Origin of the sequence: Bradyrhizobium sp. LHD-71 (assembly GCF_031157255.1) — a bacterium.
GTDB lineage: Bacteria > Pseudomonadota > Alphaproteobacteria > Rhizobiales > Xanthobacteraceae > P52-10.
In genome coordinates this window covers 98,693-116,067 of record NZ_JAVIFX010000020.1, presented here as the reverse complement: position 1 = coordinate 116,067, position 17,375 = coordinate 98,693, and the positions used below count along the sequence as shown (strand labels likewise).

Below are 17,375 nucleotides of genomic sequence, written 5' to 3'. Positions count from 1 at the left end.
CCGGGGCATGAAGCTGACACGACCGGCGCCTACGCTTCTGGGACATGCCTAGCGCAATTCGTAGATCTTGCCGTCCACTGTGACGCGCTCGGCGCGCATTTCATTCCGCTGGGCGGTCGAGGGATAACCGTAAGCCGAGACTTCCTTGCCGACGGCGACGACATCGGCTGATGCTCCCCGCGCCACCATCCGGGACGTCGGCGCAAGCGTCACGGTCCAGACCTTGTCGGCGCCCTTGACGGTGATCTCGGCATGGGGGTTTTCGAACTTCAGCGTCTGGATCGGCCCCGCGACCGTGACCGGATTGGCGGCATCGTAGCTGCCCCAGCCGTGATGGGCGAAGGCGGCCGCGGCCAGCCCCGAAACTCCGGCGATGACGGCGGCAGGTAAAATGAAGCGTCGCATGGACCCCTCCGGTGGCGCGCTATCCTACCTCATAACCCTCAGATCAGGATAAGGTTCGCCTGTCCACGAGCGGGCCTTATCGCCGCAGCGGAAGTCAGGAATGCCCAAGCGCAAAGTCGGAATGACCTATCCGTCGGTCGAGAAAATGCTGCTCGGCTGGCCCGGCGTCGAGCTCTCAAGCTCCTACGGACGACCTTCGCTAAAGGTGAACGGAAAGTTCTTTACCTGGGTCAAGGAGGACGGCGACAGCATCCTGATCGGCGGCATTGATTTCGACGAGCGCGACATGCTCATGGAAACGCGAGGGGAGGTCTTCTACATCACCGACCATTACCGTAACTCGCGTTGCGTGCTGATGCGCCTCTCCAAGGCTGATCCGGAAACAGTCGAAGCGCTGCTGTGGCGCCGCTGGCGACAGATCGCGCCGAAGAAGCTTCAGGCGACTTATAGCGAGACGCCGGCAACGGCGAAGCCGCGACCGGTCACGAAAAACAACGCGCGCAAAGGACGTCGCCAGCTTCGTCGAATTCGGAGCTGACGCATTTCAGAGATCGCAACGGCTCAGCGCGCCGTCCCCAAGGAGCGACAGGCCGAGGACGTGGCCATATGCGATGGCCCGCGCACGCGCGGGGATAGCGACGAGAGGAGCTGGCGGCGTTACCTGATCACGCCGGATATCAAGCCGGGCCGGCGACGCGGCGGCGTGATGCTGCTCTTGAGGAAGCAGCGCGCACTTCGGCTCGCATATCCTGGACGCGCATAGGTCCAGGCGCGACATTTCGGATCGCTTTCGCAGGCGGCACGGCAGGCTTCCCCCGATGCGTCGGTGGCCATTGCGAAGCTGCGATAGTCCCCGCCAAACCGGTCGATCGAGGTTTCCATAGCGCTGTTGCGTCGTTCGATCACGCCGGCCCCACGCACTCCCGAAACGCTGTTCACGGCTTCAACCCGGGGCGGGACGGTATTCTTCAGCCAGCATGACGCGTTGTCGGCCCCGTCGCCTTCCTTCGGGTAGCTGAACGACCAGGCCCGGCAACGGCGATCGCGCTCGCACAGCAGCGCGCACGCGGCAGGATCACCCGACGGGACAGCCAGTTGCTGGTAATCGCCGCCAGGCCGGTCGAAATTCGTCTGCGCATGCGCTGGCGTTGGGTCGAAAACGACGACCGCCAACAGCGCAAGGAGGATTACAACGAAGCCTCGAGCCATCCAGACGTTTTCCAGCGATTGGCCACCGCCCGTGACCCAATGTTCGCCATCAAAGCGCCACCCGACCTGTATGGTCGATGAACAATCATAAATCGTAAAAGTGTCTCTACGCTAGTGCTTGGTTTACGAAGTTCACGATACGGCGAGGCGCCGACACGAACCAAAGGATGCCAGCGGACACACGGCGCCGTGCAGCGGCTGATTCCGATATCGCTGTTTCGATTTGATGTTCCTTGTACGCGGCAAGCCGTGCCGAAACGTCAAATCGGATTGCGCTAGAACACGTTTTCGCGATAGGCCGGCTCGACCGAGCCGTTCCAGGGCCCATGGAATCTGGCGAGCAGATGTTCGGCCGGCGTCTGTCTCGTGGCGACGATCTCTTCCAGCGGCTGCAGATGTCGCGTTTCGTCCCGCCCCTCACGGTCGAGCAGATTGCGGCGCTTCAAGCCCGCGCGCGCCAGCGCAAGACAATCGGTGGCAACGTCAAGAAGCGTACGGCCGCCGACCTTCGCCTTCAAGCCAAGGCGCGGTACGTCGTCACGCGCTTGCTGGCGCTCGGCCGCGCTCCAACCCTTCACCATCTGCCATGCGGCATCGAGGCTCGAGTCGTCGTAGAGCAAGCCAACCCAGAACGCCGGCAGCGCCGGAAGCCGCTCCCATGGTCCGCTGTCGGAGCCGCGCATCTCCAGATAACGCTTCAGCCGCACTTCGGGGAAAATCGTCGAGACGTGATTGGCCCAATCGGACAACGTCGCGCGCTCGCCTGGCACCGCAGGATGCTTTCCGGCGAACAGATCGCGAAACGAGGAGCCGGCGACGTCGATATACTCATCGCCGCGCTTGATGAAATACATCGGCACGTCGAGCGCATAATCGACGTAGCGCTCGTAGCCCATGCCGTCCTCGAACGCCCACGGCAGCATGCCGGCGCGGGCATTATCCGTATCGCGCCAGATTTCGGAGCGGAACGACAGGAAGCCGTTCGGCTTGCCTTCGGTGAAGGGAGAATTCGCAAACAGCGCCGTGCCAACCGGCTGCAGCGCGAGGCTGACGCGCAGCTTCTTCACCATGTCGGCTTCGGACGAGAAGTCGAGATTGGTCTGCACCGTGCAGGTCCGGTACATCATGTCTATGCCGAGGTGACCGACCTTCGGCATGTAATTGGTCATGATCCGGTAGCGGCCCTTTGGCATCATCGGAATCTGTGCGCGCGACCACGACGGCGCCATGCCGAGACCGAGAAAGCCGATGCCGAGCGGCGTCGCAATCTCACGCACCTGTGCGAGATGCGCGACCAGCTCAGCGCGGGTCTGATGCACCGTCTCGAGCGGCGCACCGGAGAGTTCGAACTGTCCGCCCGGTTCGAGCGAGATGGCACCGCCACCGGTCACGTCGTAGAGACCAATGATGTTGCCGCGCTCCATGATCGGCTCCCAGCCGAGCAGGTGCTGCATGCCGTTCAGCAGAGCACCGATACCGCGCGGTCCCTCATACGGGACGGGACAATGGTCAGAAAGGCGGAAGGGCGTCTTCTCATGCTCGGTGCCGATACGGAACTGATCCTTCGGCTTCTCGCCCGCAGCGACCCACGCGACGAGTTCGTCGCGCGACGTGAGCGGGGTCATATCGATCTGATCACGCGCCATGAAGAACTCGAGTTGGAAGCAGCGCGACCTTACAGACGCGGGGCCGGGTTGAGCAACGCCAGAACGCGGATCCGCGCGTGGCAACAAGATGTCGCATGCGCATCGCGATCAGGCGGACTTCGCTCGAACGGACGCTGTCGCAGCATCGCACGACACGCCGAGCTGATCCAGCAGCGCTGACAGCTTTACGGCATCGGCGTCGGAAATCTTCGAACCGATGTGTCGCTCGATCGCAGCCGAATACGAATTCCACATTTTCTTTTGCAACTCGCGCCCCTTTTCTGTGATCTCGACAACCAGGCCGCGCTTGTCAACCTCACAGACCTTGCGCGCAACGAGCCCATTGTCGACAAGCCGGTCGATCAACCGCGACAGGCCGTATTGCGGCAACAGCATCTGCTTCTCGAGCTCGACCGGTCGCAACGCACCGCACGGCGCACGCGACAGCTCAAGCAACGCATCATACCATGACAGCGGTGGAAAACCGGCCTTCTTCAAGTCCTGCTCGACCGCGCCCAGCACCTGCGACTGGATGCGCACCAGGCGGATCCAGGCGGCGGTCGCTTCTGCCGACGGCTTGCGCTTCATATGACGGTTCACATCTCGTTGCAGGGCGGCGGCGCCATTGCCTGCTTGACAAAGCCGGCGCACGCGCCAACTGTATGCAACTGCATATAATATGTCCGCACCCTTGTGCAAGCCGTATCGCAACGAGAGGGAAATCGCCCATGAAACTCTACTATGCTCCCGGCGCCTGTTCGCTGTCGCCACATATCGCGCTCGCAGAAGCGGGCCTGCCGGCGGACTATGTGAAGGTGAATTTGCGGGACAAGAAAACGGAAGCCGGCGACGACTATCTCAAGGTGAGCCCGAAGGGACAGGTGCCGGTGCTCAGCCTCGATGGTGGCGGCGTGCTGACCGAAGGCCCTGCGATCGTGCAATACATCGCCGATCAGGCGCCGAACGCGAAGCTCGCTCCGGCCAACGGAACGATCGAACGTTATCAATTGCAGGAGTGGCTCAATCTGCTGACGAGCGAACTGCACAAGTCCTTCAGCCCGCTCTTCAACCCCACCATGCCGGAGGAAGCGAAGACTATCTTCCGCGACAAGATCGGTAAGACGTTCAGCTATATCGACGGCAAGCTCGCGGGCAGAGACTATCTGATGGGCAGCCAGTTCACCGTCGCGGACGGCTATCTGTTCACCATGCTGCGCTGGGCAATCGGCTTGAAGTTCGACCTCGCCCAGTATCCGAACCTGAAGGCTTACTTCGACCGCGTCGGCGCCCGGCCGAAGGTGAAGGAAGCGATGCTCGCGGAAGGCCTGATCAAGGCGGCGTAACCGTCATTGCGAGGCATAGTCGTTCGAAGAACGGCGTCGCCACGCTCGCCCCGTAGCCGTTCGAAGAACGGCGTCGCTTCGCTCGTCCCATAGCCGTTCGAAGAACGGCATCGCTTCGCTCGCCTATGGGGCGACGAAGCGATCCAGAGCGGCATCTGTGGCAGATTCAGACTGGATTGCTTCGCTTCGCTCGCAATGACGGATGAACGACCGTCGGCCTACGCCGCCGCAGCTTTCTTCGGGGCGAAGCGGCTGTAGAAGGTTTCGCCTTTCGCAGCCATCTCTTCGAGCAGCTTCGGCGGCGTGAAACGTGAGCCGTATTTCGCTTCCAGCTTGTGGCAGAGCGCAACGAAGTTCTTCGGGCCCATGAAGTCGATGTAGGACAGCGTCCCGCCGGTAAAGGGCGCGAAGCCGAAGCCTAAGATCGAGCCCACGTCCGCCTCGCGTGGATCGGTGATGACGTGATCCTCCACAGTGCGCGCGGCCTCGACCGCCTGCACCACGAGGAATCGCTGCTTCAGCTCCTCGACATCGAGTTCATCGGCGTCGAGATGCTTCGGCTGGAGCGAGGACACGCCCGGCCACAGCAGCTTCTTGCCCTTGCCCTTTTCCGGATAGTCGTAGAAACCCTTGCCGTTCTTGCGGCCGAAACGGCCCTGCTTTTCGACCATTTCGACCAGAAGCTTCTTCTGCTCCTGATCGATCGCGTTCGGGCCGAGGTCTGCTTCCGTGGCCTTCATGATCTTGAGAACCAGATCGAGCGCCACTTCGTCGGATAGCGACAGCGGCCCGACCGGCATCCCGGCCATCCGCGCCGTGTTCTCGATCATCGCCGGCGGCACGCCTTCCTTCAGCATCTCGAGCCCTTCTGCGGTGAAACGCAGCACGCATCGGTTCGCGAAGAAGCCACGCGAGTCGTTGACGACGATGGGCGTCTTCCTGATCTGCCGCACATAATCGAGCGCGGTCGCGAGCGCCACGTCACCGGTGTTCTTGCCGACGATGATCTCCACCAGCATCATCTTCTCGACCGGCGAGAAGAAATGGATGCCGATGAACTTCGACTGATCCTTCCACTCCTCCGCCAGCGAGTTGATCGGCAGCGTCGAGGTGTTGGACGCGAAGATCGCGCCCTGCTTCAGCAGCGGCTGCGCCTTGGCAAAGGTCTCGGCCTTCACCTTGCGATCTTCAAACACCGCTTCGATGATCAGGTCGCAATCCTCGATCGCGGCATAGTCTGCAGTCGCGGTAATACGCGACAGCACTGCGTCGCGCTCCGCTTCGGTCGCGCGGCCACGGGCGATGTTGGCGTCGATCACGTTTTTCGCGTGCGCCTTGCCCTTGTCGGCGCTGGCCTGATCGCGGTCAATCAGCACCACCTCGATGCCGGCCTGTGCCGAGACGAAGCCGATGCTCGCCCCCATGAAGCCGGCGCCAATGACGCCGAGCTTCTTGACTTTCGTCGGCGGCACATTCTGCGGTCGCCGTGCCCCCTTGTTCAGCTCCTGCATCGACACGAACAGGCTGCGGATCATCGCCGCGGCTTCCTTCGTCTGCAGGATATGCGTGAAATAGCGCGTCTCGACACGCAACGCCGCATCCATGGGCAGTTGCAGGCCCTCATACACGCTTTGCATGATCGCACGCGCCGCCGGATAATTGTCGTAGGTCTCCTTGCGGTAAAGTGCGTTCGCCGCCGGGAACGTCATCATACCCGCCTTCGAATAGACCGGCATCGGCAGCTTGAAGCCCTTCTCATCCCATGGCGCGACAGCCTTGCCGCCGCCCTTGATCCAATCCTTCGCAGACTTGATCAGGTCGGCTGCGGGCACGATGGCGTCGATCAGCTTGAGCGATTTTGCACGATCAAGCTTAAGCTGCTCGCCCTTCAGCATGATGGTCAACGCATCGGTCGGCGGCAACATCCGTGCCAGACGCTGGGTGCCACCCGCACCCGGAAACAGGCCGACCTGGATTTCCGGCAGGCCGAGACGCGTCTTCGGATTGTCGGAGGCGACGCGATAGTGGCAGGCGAGTGTCAGTTCGAACGCGCCGCCGACCGCAAGGCCGTTGATGGCGGCGATCCACGGCTTGCCGCTCGTCTCGATCCGGCGGAAGATCAGCGACAGCCGGCCCGCCTCCTTGTACAGCGCCTCGGTCGCAGCCTCCTTGCCCTTGCTCTTCAGCAAGTCTGCGAACACCGTGCGCATCGAATCCAGCATCGTCAGGTCGGCGCCGCCGGAAAACGCGTCCTTGCCCGAGGTGATGACGACGCCTTTCACATTTGCGTCGGTGGTTGTGTCGGTAACGATCCTGTCGAGATCGTCCATCACGCTCTGATCGAAGACGTTCATCGACTTGCCGGGATTGTCCCAGGTGACGAGCGCGATGCCGTCGGCGTCGGTCTCAAGCTTGAAGTTTTTGTAGCTCATTTGCTCTGCCTCACACCCGCTCGATGATCGTCGCCGTGCCCATGCCGCCGCCGATGCACAGCGTGACCAGCGCGGTCGTCAGTTTGCGGCGCTCCAGTTCGTCGAGGACCGTGCCGAGGATCATCGCACCGGTCGCACCGAGCGGATGACCGAGCGCGATGGCGCCGCCATTGACGTTGATTTTTGAACTGTCGATGTCGAACGCCTGCTGATAGCGCAGCACGACGGACGCGAATGCCTCGTTCAGCTCGAACAGATCGATGTCTTGAAGCGTCATGCCGGAGCGTTCGAGCACTTTCTTCGTCACGTCGACCGGTCCGGTCAGCATGATCCCGGGCTCGGAACCGATATTGGCAAATGCGCGGATCTTCGCGCGCGGCTTCATGCCCGCTTTCGCGCCGGCCTCCTTCGAGCCGATCAGCACGGCCGCCGCGCCATCGACGATGCCGGACGAGTTGCCGGCGTGATGGACGTGCTGGACGCTCTCGACCTCCGGATAGTCCTGCACGGCGACGGCGTCGAAGCCGCCCATTTCGCCGATCTGAATGAACGAAGGCTGCAGTTGCGCCAACGACTGCATGGTCGTGCCGGGGCGCATATGCTCGTCCTTGTCGAGGATCGTCAGCCCGTTGATGTCCTTCACCGGTATGACGGAATTTTTGAAGTAACCTTCGCTCCACGATTTTGCCGCGCGATTCTGACTTTCGACAGCGTACGCATCGACATCGTCACGCGAGAAGCCGTACTTGGTAGCGATCAGGTCGGCGGAAATGCCCTGGGGCATGAAGTAGGACGGTACCGCGATCGAGGGATCCATCGGCCAGGCAGCGCCCGACGACAGCATGCCGACCCGGCTCATCGACTCGGCGCCGCCGCCGATCGTCAGCGAATGCTGCCCCGACATCACCTGCGCCGCGGCGAAATTCACCGCATCGAGCCCTGAGGCGCAGAAGCGGTTGATCTGCACGCCCGGCACCGTGTTGCCATAGCCTGCGCTGAGCGCGGCCATGCGCGCGATGTCGCCGCCTGCCTCGCCGACCGGATCAACACAGCCCAAAACCACGTCGTCGACATCGCCGACATTGAGATTGTTGCGCTCCTTCAACGCCTTCAGCGGCGTCGCCGCCAGCGCCAGCGCAGTCACTTCATGCAGCGAGCCGTCGGCTTTGCCGCGCCCGCGCGGCGTGCGCACGTGATCGTAGATGAATGCATCAGCCATTGGACTTCTCCTTGTGCCGCAACGTCAGAGGCTGCGGGCAATGACCACTTTCATGATTTCGTTGGTGCCGGCGTAGATGCGCTGTACGCGTGCGTCGCGGTACATGCGCGAAATCGGGTACTCGTCCATAAAGCCGTAGCCGCCGAACAGCTGCAGGCAGCGGTCGACGATCTTGTTCTGCAGGTCGCTGAGCCAGTACTTCGCCATCGAGGCTGTCGTCGTGTCGAGCTCGCGCTTCAAGTGACGCTCGATGCAGTGGTCGTGGAAGACACGGCCAATGGTCGCCTCGGTCTTGCACTCCGCAAGCTCGAATTGCGTGTTCTGGTATTCCGCGATCGCCTTGCCGAAGGCCTTGCGTTGCTTGACATAGTCGATGGTCAGTGCAAGCGCGCGCTCGATCATGCCGACGGCGCTGGTGGCGACGATCATCCGCTCCTGCGGCAGGTCGCGCATCAACTGCACGAAGCCCTGTCCTTCCTCGGCGCCCAGCAGCGCCTCCGCCGGCAGCTTGGCGTCGTCGAAGAACAGCTCCGAGGTATCGGCCCAATCCATGCCGAGCTTCTTAAGCTTGCGGCCGCGACGGAATCCAGGCGTCTCCTCGGTCTCGACCACCAACAACGACGTGCCCTTGGCGCCCTGGCTGGGATCGGTCTTGGCAACGACGATGATCAGGTTGGCATGCTGGCCGTTGGTGATGAAGGTCTTGGAGCCGTTCAGCACGTAGCCGTTGCCCGACTTTGCTGCGGTTGTGCGGACGCTCTGCAGGTCAGAACCCGCGCCCGGCTCGCTCATGGCGATGGCGCCGACCAGCTCGCCGGTCGCCAACCGCGGCAGCCACTTCTTCTTTTGCTCTTCCGTGCCGTAATTGAGGATGTAGGGCGCGACGATGCCCGAATGCAGCGGCGCTCCGATCGAATCGAGGCCGGCGAGCGCAAATTCGCGGTTGATGATCGTCTCGTGGGCAAACGTGCCACCGGCGCCGCCGTACTCTTCCGGGATGCCCGCACACAGGAGGCCGGCCTCGCCCAGCTTGGTCCAGGCCGAACGGTCCATGATCCCCTTTTCGTGCCACTCTTCGAGATGCGGCACGAGCTCGCCCGCAAGAAACTTGCGCGTCTGCTCCTGCAGTAGCGTCAGGTCTTCGGTCATCCATGAAGGCGGCGGAACGGACAGCGATTCCATCGATCTGTTTCCTTCCCTGGTCGTCGGCGCGAAAGCGGATCAGGCGCCTGTTTTGTCAGGATGCTGGTTGCTTTGAACCACCACACCGTTCTTCTTCAACCATTCATCCGCCGTCTCAGTCGGCAATTCGTGCAAGCGATGCATCCATGAGACCTTTCCCTCGATACCGAACTGCAGGGTCGGCGGCATCGCTTCGGGGTCGTCGAGACTGTTGATAGTCACGCTGACGTTGCCGGTGCCCGCGAACGCGTAGGTGAGAGGCGTCCCGCATTCTCTGCAGAAGCCGCGCTCCGCCACGTTCGAGCTCTTGAACATCGACGGCGCGCCCCTGATCCAGCGCAGATGCTCGCACTTGCCGCCGGTAAGCCCCATGAAAGGTTGGCCGCTCGCTTTCTGACACATGCGGCAATAGCAGACGCTGGAGAAGTCCGGCCTCTGCAGCCATTCATAACGGACCGCGCCGCACTGGCAGCCACCGGTGAGAGATCTGGTTGCGCTCGCCATGGCTCAGAACGCTTCGGCGGCAAGCGCCATCGTCGTATCGGAGCCGCTCTGGATCCGTGCCAGATGCACCGCCGTCTCCGGCAGCATCCGCTCCATGAAGAACTTGCCGGTGATCAGCTTGGTCTTGTGCTGGTCCGTGCCGCTGCCGTCCGCGAGCTTGCCCAGGGCGACCTTGACCATCCGCGCCCACATATAGCCGAGCACGACGAGGCCGAAGAGATGCATGTAGTCGGTCGAAGCCGCAGCCGCGTTATCGGGCTTCTGTAGTCCGTTCTGCATCAGCCACATGGTTGCCTGCTGCAGGTGCTGCAGCGACGCAGACAGCGGGACAATGTAGGGCTTCATCGCCTCGTTTGCGGCATTTTCCTTTGCGAAGCTGGACACTTCGCCGAAGAAGGCAGTGATTGCCCGCCCGCCGTCGCGACCAAGCTTGCGACCGACCAGGTCGAGCGCCTGGATGCCGTTCGCGCCCTCGTAGATCATCGCGATCCGCGCGTCGCGCACGAACTGCTCCATGCCATGCTCGGCGATGTAGCCGTGGCCGCCGAACGTCTGCTGGGCGGAGACGGCATTGGCGAAGCCGACGTCGGTCAGCACACCCTTCAGCACCGGCGTCATCAGCCCCATGTGGTCGTCGGCGGCCTGTCGTTCCTTCTCGTCGCCCGATCGATGTGCAACATCGCTCTTCAGCGACGTCCACACCACGAAAGCGCGTGCCGCCTCGTTGAACGCCTTGATGGTCAGGAGCGTCCGGCGCACATCCGGATGAACGATGATCGGATCGGCGGGCTTGTCCTTTTCTTTTACGCCGGAGATCGCGCGGCCCTGCAACCGCTCCCTCGCATAGGCAACTGCGTTCTGATAGGCGACCTCCGACTGCGCGAGCCCTTGAACGCCGACGCCGAGCCGCGCCTCGTTCATCATCACGAACATGGCGTTGAGGCCCTTGTTCTCCTCGCCGAGCAGCCAACCGGTGGCGTTGTCGTAATTCATCACGCAGGTGGAATTGCCGTGGATGCCCATCTTGTGCTCGATCGAACCGCACGAGACGCCGTTGCGGCTGCCGAGCGAGCCGTCACCATTGATCAGCACCTTCGGCACTACGAACAACGAAATTCCCTTCACGCCGGCCGGCGCGCCTTCGATCCTGGCCAGCACCAGATGCACGATGTTCTCGGTCAGGTCCTGCTCACCACCAGAGATGAAGATCTTGGTGCCGGTGATTTTGTAGCTGCCGTCCGCCTGCTTGACCGCCTTGGTGCGCAACAGTCCCAGGTCCGTGCCGCAATGCGGCTCGGTCAAGTTCATGGTGCCGGCCCATTCCCCGGTCACCATCTTCGGGACGAACGTCTTCTTCTGCTCGGGCGTGCCGTGCACCAGCAACGCCGCCATCGCGCCCTGCGTCAAGCCGGAATACATCGAGAAGGCCATGTTCGACGAGATCAGAAACTCGCCCACCACCTGCGACAGCGTGATCGGCAGGCCCTGCCCGCCATACTCCGCGGGCGCTGCGAGACTGAGCCACCCGCCCTCGCCAAGCTGTCTGAACGCCTCCTTGAAACCGGTCGGCGTGGTCACGCGGCCGTCGTCGTGCCGTTTGCAGCCTTCGAGGTCGCCGCTGCGATTCAGCGGTTGAACGACGTTCTCCGCGAACTTCGCCGCCTCGTCGAATATCGCTTCGCGGACGTCGGCCGACGCATCACTGAAGCCCGGCAGATTGTTGTAGTTATCGAATTGGAAGACCTCATTGAGGAGAAAGCTGACTTCCTCCACAGGGGCTCGGTAGGTCGGCATCACGGTCTCCCGGCGGGGTCGATTCCGTCGTCTAACTAGGGGCAATTTTGCTGCGCAGCAATCGACTTTGAAAGAACTTTCGTCGACAAGCGAGCTCGCTTTTTATGACGGCCGACATGTCATGTGAAAGCGGCGCGCGTGACCTCCCGGACACGTACGTTGAGGAAGGGCGAGGCCCGCCAATCATTTGAGGCCCCGGCGTCCACAATTCTTAACCAGTTATTTACCGTAACACTGAAAAGTCGGTGGTGAAAGCAGCCCGCTGTCGCACAAATTTGCTTGGTTGTTCAAGGAGGCGCGGGCGGGGCTTGAGGCGCGATGCATGACGCAATCGCATCGGACATCGGATCAGGCATGAAATCGCGCGGACCTTCGAGCGGACCTTCCAATGGAAGTGCAGAGGCGTCAGCCGGTCCGGCCCGGCCCGCCGGCATGTCGCTTGGCCAGTGGCTGAACACGAAAGTCGTCCAGCCAGCGCCTGCGCAGCAGCCCGCTCCACCGCCGGTCCAGCCGTCTTATGCGGCCCCGCCGATGCCCGGACAAACCGCCGACAGCCTCGCGGAAATTCACCAGCGGCTCGATGGGATTACGCGGCAGATCAACCAGATGTCGCAGCGTCGCGCGGGCATGACGACCGCTCCGACGCCGACCGGGCTCGCCAGTCAGCTCAACGACGCGATCTCCCGCCTCGACATGCGGCTGAGCAACCTGACGCAATCCTCCCGGCCGGCTCGACCTCCGGCGGAAGGCTACATGCCGCAGGGCCAGCCGCCGCAAGGCTACCCTTCGCAGGGCTATGCCGCACCAGGCTATGACGTCGAACGTGCGGCCGCGGAAATCCGTCAGAGCGCTGGCTATCACGCCTCCCCGCCGCTCAGCCCGAGCCTCGACACGGCGATCGCCGAGATCACCGCGCGCCGGCAGTCGCTGAACGGCACCGCCTCCCCCATGCCCGCGCCGAACCCGTTCATGCACGCGCCGGCGCCGCCGCTGGCACCCGCGGTCGACCTTTCGAACATTGAGCGGCAGCTCAGCCACCTCACAAGCCAGATGGAGGCGCTGCGTCGCCCGGACCATCTCGATCAGTCGATCGCGGCGTTCCGCGAGGAGTTGGCCGAAATCCGCCACTCGCTCACCGAGGCGCTGCCGCGTCAGGCGATCGAGTCGCTTGAAAACGAAATTCGCGCGCTGGGCCAGAAGATCGAACGCAGCCGCGACAATGTCGGCGACCAGGAAACGCTGGGCAGCATCGAGCGCGCGTTGAGCGAAATCTACGGCGCGGTGCGCACGCTGACGCCGGCGGAGCAGCTTCAAGGCTACGACAGCGCCATACAGAATCTATCCAACAAGATCGACGTGCTGGTCCGCGCCAACCCGGATTCCAATATCGTCCAGCAGCTTGAGGACGCAATCGCCGCGCTGCGCAATATCGCGGCCAATGTGGCCTCCAACGACGCCATCACGCATCTGAGCGACCACATTCGCGCGCTCGGCGAGAAGGTCGACCATCTCGCGCAGAGCGGCGGCCACGACATGCTGGCCGCGCTGGAGCAGCGCATCGCCCTGCTGACTGCAGCGATGGAAGGCCGGCCGGTTGCTCCTGCATCCGAATCCAGTCAGCTCGAAAGCGCGATCCATGCGTTGTCGGAGCGCATCGACCGGATCTCGGTGGGCGGCGACAGCTCGGGGGCGATGGCCCATATCGAGCAGCGCATCGCCTATCTGCTCGAACGCCTCGAAAGCTCGCAAGTCCCCTCGCAAGGCAATCTCGGCCGCATCGAGGAAGGCCTGTCCGACATCCTGCGGCAGCTCGAACATCAGCGGGTGAGCTTTGCCCCGACGGGTGACGGCGACACACTCGGCATCGTCGATACGATCAAGCGCGAGCTCTCCGACGTGCGCCACAGCCAATCGGCGACCGAGCGGCGGACGCAGGATACGCTGGAAGCGATGCATTCGACGCTGAGCCACGTGGTCGATCGCCTTGCGATGATCGAGACCGACCTGCGCGGCGTGCAATCGGAGCCTGCCGCGGGCCGGCAGCCGCATTTATCTCCGATGGCTGCCGCCGAGATCCGGCCGGAGCTGCCGAACCCAGTGCTGCCGCTGACGAGCGAGGCGCGGACTCCCCCTGCTCCGCCGTCGGCGCTTTATCGCGATGAACGTCCGGCAGCCGCGCCCGCCTGGCAGCAGCCCGCGCAACGTACGCCAATCGATCCGAACCTCCCTCCGGACTTCCCGCTGGAGCCCGGTGGAGCCCGCAATCGCGCAGACGCCAATGCCGCAACCGACATTGGCCTGCATGAGAACGGCGTTCCACAGACCGAGACCTTCATCGCCGCGGCCCGTCGGGCAGCACAGGCGGCCGCCGCCTCGGCCCACGAGAAGCCCAGCCGCGTCAGTGCGCTCACCGAGGCCGCCAGGAGCGCCGCCGCGAAGGCGACCGCCAAGGTCGCGGCCGCCGGCGAGGCGTCTGCCAAGGCCTCCCGCATCCGGTCGATCCTGGTCGGCTTCGGCGTCGTCATGATCGTCATCGGCGCATTCAAGGTGACGCTCATGTTTCTCGACAACATGAACGGCGCGCCTGCCCAGGCGATCGAGAAAACGGCGGCACCGAGCTCGACCGCGCCACCGCCGGTCGAGCCGGCGCTGCCCCCGAAGGCGGAAGCGCCAGCGTCCGAGCCGCTGCTCACATCGCCCACCGCCGTTGAGCGTCATTCGTTCGTCGCCCCCGTCGCTCCAACGCCGGCGCCCACCAGCGAGACTGCCGCGGACAGGACGGCGGACGTCACCGGCTCGGTCGCGTCGCCAACGAGCGCGTCCAGCACGACGGGACTGCGGAGCCATGCGGGCGAGGTCGCAGCCGTCGCGCTCGACGACAAGCTTCCGGACGCGGTCGCGGGCCCGCAGTTGCGCGCCGCGGCACTGGCCGGCGACCCGGCTGCCGCCTACGAAGTCGGCGCGCGTTTCGCCGAGGGGCGCGGCACGGAGGTGAATTACGAGGAAGCGATCAAGTGGTACGGGCGCGCGGCCGACAAAGGCGTCGTGCCGGCGATGTTCCGCTTCGGCACCTTGCTGGAAAAGGGCCTCGGCACCAAGAAGGACGCCGACGCTGCCCGCCGCTACTACGTGCAGGCGGCCGAGCGCGGCAATGCCAAGGCCATGCACAATCTGGCCGTGCTCGACGCGGACGGCGGCGGCAAGGGCCCGAACTACAAGGCCGCGGCCGATTGGTTCAAGAAGGCGGCCGAGCGCGGCGTCGCCGACAGCCAGTACAATCTCGGCATCCTGTACGCCCGCGGCATCGGCCTGGAGCAGAACCTCGCCGAGTCGTTCAAGTGGTTCAGCCTCGCCGCATCCCAGGGCGACGCCGATGCCGCCCGCAAGCGCGACGATGTCGCCAAGCGCCTCGACCCGCAATCGCTTGCCGCCGCCAAGCTCGCCATCCAGACCTTCACGCCGGAGCGACAGCCGAACGACGCGATCAGCGTGACAGCCCCGAACGGCGGCTGGGACGCTGCACCGGCGGCGCCCGCCAAACGCCCCGCGAAGTCGCCAGGCAAAAGCGCATCCGCGCGCTAGTGTCCCTGATCCGACGTTCGCCATACTTTGCAGCGAGCTCAGAGCGAACTTCGGATTCGATCAGGACACTAGCAAGTTTATGATTCTAGTGTCGTTTATGGGGCAGAAATTCGCACGATGCACTCGCGGCAACGATGGTGCGAATTTCTGATCCACGACACTAGACCACTCGCAAAAGTCGAAAAGTTAACACGCGCCGCGGCCGGACATGGGCGCGGCGCCTTGTTTTCGTGAAGATCGCGAAGATTCGGTGTCGCCTCCGGCGATCGATTTGGGTAAGCAAAGATCGGCACGGGCTTGAGCCTAAGCCGTAATTAAGACCCATCAAGCCGAACGGACACCCGTGCAGATCTTCTTGCCGATCGCCGACATTCCGGTGAACATCTTCCTCATTCTCGCGATGGGGATGGCGGTCGGATTCGTCTCCGGCATGTTCGGCATCGGCGGCGGCTTCCTGTTGACGCCGCTCCTGATCTTCATCGGCATCTCGCCGGCCGTCGCCGTGGCCTCGGTCGCAGGCCATATCGCCGCTTCATCGTTCTCGGGCGCACTGTCCTACTGGCGGCGGCGGGCGATCGATCCGGCGCTGGCGCTTGTGCTGCTGATCGGCGGCATGCTCGGAACGATCGCGGGCGTCTCGCTGTTCACCCTTTTGCGCTCCTACGGGCAGCTCGACCTGACCATCGCCCTCTCCTATGTGGTGCTGCTCTCGGGCGTCGGCGGCGCGATGCTGTGGGAAAGCATCGGCGCGTTCGTCCGCGCCCGTCGCGGCGAGCAGCCGACGTTGCGGCGGCCCGGCGCCCACAACTGGGTGCATGGCCTGCCGCTGAAGCTGCGCTTCAAGAAATCGAAGATCTATCTCTCGATCTTCCCGGTCATTGCCATCGGCATTTTCATCGGATTCGTCGGAGCGGTGCTGGGCATCGGCGGCGGCTTCATCCTGGTGCCGCTGCTGATCTATGTGCTGCGGGTGCCCACCAGCACGGTGATCGGCACCTCGATGGTGCTGACGCTGGTAACGATGACCTTCGCCACGCTGCTGCACGCCGTCACCAATCACCTGGTTGACGCCGTGCTGGCGCTGATCCTGATGGTCGGCGGCGTGATCGGCGCGCAGTTCGGCGCCCGCGCCGGCCAGCGCATCTCCTCTGAACAGCTGCGCCTGCTGCTCGGGCTGCTGATCCTTGCGGTCGGCGTCCGTTTCGCGGTTGAGCTCACCATTCGCCCCACAGAACTCTTCACGATCCGGGCGCTGGAGCCGGGCGCATGAAGGGCCTGGTCGCGATCGCCTTCATGGCCTTCCTGCTGACCGGCGCACCGGTCATGGAAGCCCGCGCGGAGCGGTTGATCGCGTCCGTATCCAACCATCGCGTGACCATCACTCCCGACTACTCCGGCGAGGAGCTGGTGCTGTTCGGCTCGATCGAACGCGACGCGGACACGCCGCCGAATCGCAGCTACGACCTCGTCGTCACCGTCTCCGGGCCCCGGGCTACCATGGTGACGCGACGCAAGGAAAAGCGGCTTGGCATCTGGATCAACGCCGACTCGCGCGAGTTCATTAACGTCCCGAGCTATCTGGCCGTGTTCTCCAACCGGCCGATTAATACGATTGCCTCCGCCGAGCTCCAGCGCCGGCAGCAGCTCGGGCTGAACAACATCATCCTGACCCAGCGGGTAGCTTCCGGCGATTTCGCGGACGTCGTGCCGGGCGATCCGTTCCGCGCCGCGTTCATCCGCCTGCGCCTGCAGCACGGCCTCTATCGCGAGGCATCGAATGCGGTGACCTTCCTGACGCCGACGCTGTTCCGCACCGGCATTCCGTTGCCTCCCGAAGTGCCGACCGGCACTTACGACATCGACATCAAGCTGTTTGCGGACGGCGCATTGATCACCCGCACGCAAACCGCATTCGAAATCGTCAAGGTCGGATTCGAACAGTTTGTCGCCGACGCGGCGCGCCGCAACGGCCTGTTGTACGGACTGGCGACGGCGCTGATGGCGATGGCCACTGGCTGGCTCGCGTCGGTGATCTTCCGGAAGGATTGATCGAGACGAC

14 protein-coding genes are annotated in these 17,375 nt (G+C 63.5%); 5 read left to right on the top strand and 9 right to left on the bottom strand.

Going from position 1 to position 17,375, the window contains the following annotated elements; all coding sequences use genetic code 11:
• Positions 1–48: 48 nt before the first annotated feature.
• Complete coding sequence (locus RCO31_RS21860; protein ID WP_308970615.1) at positions 49–405, bottom strand: DUF6152 family protein; 357 nt, start codon at positions 403–405, stop codon at positions 49–51.
• Between the two features lie 100 nt (positions 406–505).
• Here RCO31_RS21860 and RCO31_RS21855 point away from each other — a divergent pair, with 100 nt between their 5' ends.
• Positions 506–943: an MmcQ/YjbR family DNA-binding protein gene (locus RCO31_RS21855; protein ID WP_308970614.1), complete on the top strand. Its 438-nt coding sequence runs from the start codon at positions 506–508 to the stop codon at positions 941–943.
• 119 nt (positions 944–1,062) lie between these two features.
• On the opposite strand, the gene RCO31_RS21850 is transcribed toward RCO31_RS21855, so the two are convergent.
• The 3 genes from RCO31_RS21850 to RCO31_RS21840 form a co-directional block, all read right to left on the bottom strand.
• Positions 1,063–1,614 carry a PAN domain-containing protein gene (locus RCO31_RS21850; protein WP_308970613.1) on the bottom strand — a complete coding sequence of 184 codons (552 nt, stop codon included), beginning with the start codon at positions 1,612–1,614 and terminating at the stop codon, positions 1,063–1,065.
• A gap of 275 nt (positions 1,615–1,889) precedes the next feature.
• Positions 1,890–3,260 (bottom strand): glutamate--cysteine ligase, encoded by a 1,371-nt coding sequence (locus RCO31_RS21845; RefSeq protein WP_308970612.1) that lies wholly within the window; start codon positions 3,258–3,260, stop codon positions 1,890–1,892.
• Positions 3,261–3,368: 108 nt separating this feature from the next.
• Positions 3,369–3,848, bottom strand: a complete 480-nt coding sequence (locus tag RCO31_RS21840; RefSeq protein ID WP_308970611.1) for a MarR family winged helix-turn-helix transcriptional regulator — start codon at positions 3,846–3,848, stop codon at positions 3,369–3,371.
• Between the two features lie 140 nt (positions 3,849–3,988).
• Here RCO31_RS21840 and gstA point away from each other — a divergent pair, with 140 nt between their 5' ends.
• Complete coding sequence (gene gstA, locus RCO31_RS21835) at positions 3,989–4,603, top strand: glutathione transferase GstA (RefSeq protein ID WP_308970610.1); 615 nt, start codon at positions 3,989–3,991, stop codon at positions 4,601–4,603.
• Between the two features lie 218 nt (positions 4,604–4,821).
• Here gstA and RCO31_RS21830 read toward each other — a convergent pair whose 3' ends face one another.
• The 5 genes from RCO31_RS21830 to RCO31_RS21810 are packed head-to-tail and all read right to left on the bottom strand — an operon-like array spanning position 4,822 to position 11,734.
• On the bottom strand, positions 4,822–7,035 hold the full coding sequence (locus RCO31_RS21830) for a 3-hydroxyacyl-CoA dehydrogenase NAD-binding domain-containing protein (protein WP_308970609.1): 2,214 nt from the start codon (positions 7,033–7,035) through the stop codon (positions 4,822–4,824).
• Positions 7,036–7,045: 10 nt separating this feature from the next.
• Complete coding sequence (locus tag RCO31_RS21825) at positions 7,046–8,254, bottom strand: acetyl-CoA C-acetyltransferase (protein ID WP_308970608.1); 1,209 nt, start codon at positions 8,252–8,254, stop codon at positions 7,046–7,048.
• A 24-nt stretch (positions 8,255–8,278) separates the two neighbouring features.
• Complete coding sequence (locus tag RCO31_RS21820) at positions 8,279–9,436, bottom strand: acyl-CoA dehydrogenase family protein (protein WP_308970607.1); 1,158 nt, start codon at positions 9,434–9,436, stop codon at positions 8,279–8,281.
• A gap of 39 nt (positions 9,437–9,475) precedes the next feature.
• A complete protein-coding gene (locus RCO31_RS21815; RefSeq protein ID WP_308970606.1) occupies positions 9,476–9,940 on the bottom strand; it encodes a GFA family protein in 465 nt (154 codons plus the stop codon).
• 3 nt (positions 9,941–9,943) lie between these two features.
• Positions 9,944–11,734 (bottom strand): acyl-CoA dehydrogenase C-terminal domain-containing protein, encoded by a 1,791-nt coding sequence (locus tag RCO31_RS21810; protein ID WP_308970605.1) that lies wholly within the window; start codon positions 11,732–11,734, stop codon positions 9,944–9,946.
• Positions 11,735–12,088: 354 nt separating this feature from the next.
• Here RCO31_RS21810 and RCO31_RS21805 point away from each other — a divergent pair, with 354 nt between their 5' ends.
• The 3 genes from RCO31_RS21805 to RCO31_RS21795 all read left to right on the top strand — a co-directional run bounded on the left by RCO31_RS21805 (position 12,089) and on the right by RCO31_RS21795 (position 17,365).
• Positions 12,089–15,316 carry a hypothetical protein gene (locus RCO31_RS21805; protein WP_308970604.1) on the top strand — a complete coding sequence of 1,076 codons (3,228 nt, stop codon included), beginning with the start codon at positions 12,089–12,091 and terminating at the stop codon, positions 15,314–15,316.
• 343 nt (positions 15,317–15,659) lie between these two features.
• Positions 15,660–16,586, top strand: a complete 927-nt coding sequence (locus RCO31_RS21800) for a sulfite exporter TauE/SafE family protein (protein WP_308970603.1) — start codon at positions 15,660–15,662, stop codon at positions 16,584–16,586.
• A complete protein-coding gene (locus RCO31_RS21795; RefSeq protein ID WP_308970602.1) occupies positions 16,583–17,365 on the top strand; it encodes a TIGR02186 family protein in 783 nt (260 codons plus the stop codon). The genes RCO31_RS21800 and RCO31_RS21795 overlap by 4 nt, the downstream gene beginning before the upstream one ends.
• Positions 17,366–17,375: the final 10 nt, after the last annotated feature.

Bases quoted from the DNA above. Each gene is read 5' to 3' on its own strand.
- RCO31_RS21815 (WP_308970606.1), bottom strand. From the start codon at position 9,940: ATGGCGAGCGCAACCAGATCTCTCACCGGTGGCTGCCAGTGCGGCGCG.
- gstA (WP_308970610.1), top strand. From the start codon at position 3,989: ATGAAACTCTACTATGCTCCCGGCGCCTGTTCGCTGTCGCCACATATC.
- RCO31_RS21795 (WP_308970602.1), top strand. From the start codon at position 16,583: ATGAAGGGCCTGGTCGCGATCGCCTTCATGGCCTTCCTGCTGACCGGC.
- RCO31_RS21855 (WP_308970614.1), top strand. From the start codon at position 506: ATGCCCAAGCGCAAAGTCGGAATGACCTATCCGTCGGTCGAGAAAATG.
- RCO31_RS21820 (WP_308970607.1), bottom strand. From the start codon at position 9,436: ATGGAATCGCTGTCCGTTCCGCCGCCTTCATGGATGACCGAAGACCTG.
- RCO31_RS21850 (WP_308970613.1), bottom strand. From the start codon at position 1,614: ATGGCTCGAGGCTTCGTTGTAATCCTCCTTGCGCTGTTGGCGGTCGTC.
- RCO31_RS21805 (WP_308970604.1), top strand. From the start codon at position 12,089: ATGAAATCGCGCGGACCTTCGAGCGGACCTTCCAATGGAAGTGCAGAG.
- RCO31_RS21830 (WP_308970609.1), bottom strand. From the start codon at position 7,035: ATGAGCTACAAAAACTTCAAGCTTGAGACCGACGCCGACGGCATCGCG.
- RCO31_RS21845 (WP_308970612.1), bottom strand. From the start codon at position 3,260: ATGGCGCGTGATCAGATCGATATGACCCCGCTCACGTCGCGCGACGAA.
- RCO31_RS21825 (WP_308970608.1), bottom strand. From the start codon at position 8,254: ATGGCTGATGCATTCATCTACGATCACGTGCGCACGCCGCGCGGGCGC.
- RCO31_RS21810 (WP_308970605.1), bottom strand. From the start codon at position 11,734: ATGCCGACCTACCGAGCCCCTGTGGAGGAAGTCAGCTTTCTCCTCAAT.
- RCO31_RS21840 (WP_308970611.1), bottom strand. From the start codon at position 3,848: ATGAAGCGCAAGCCGTCGGCAGAAGCGACCGCCGCCTGGATCCGCCTG.
- RCO31_RS21860 (WP_308970615.1), bottom strand. From the start codon at position 405: ATGCGACGCTTCATTTTACCTGCCGCCGTCATCGCCGGAGTTTCGGGG.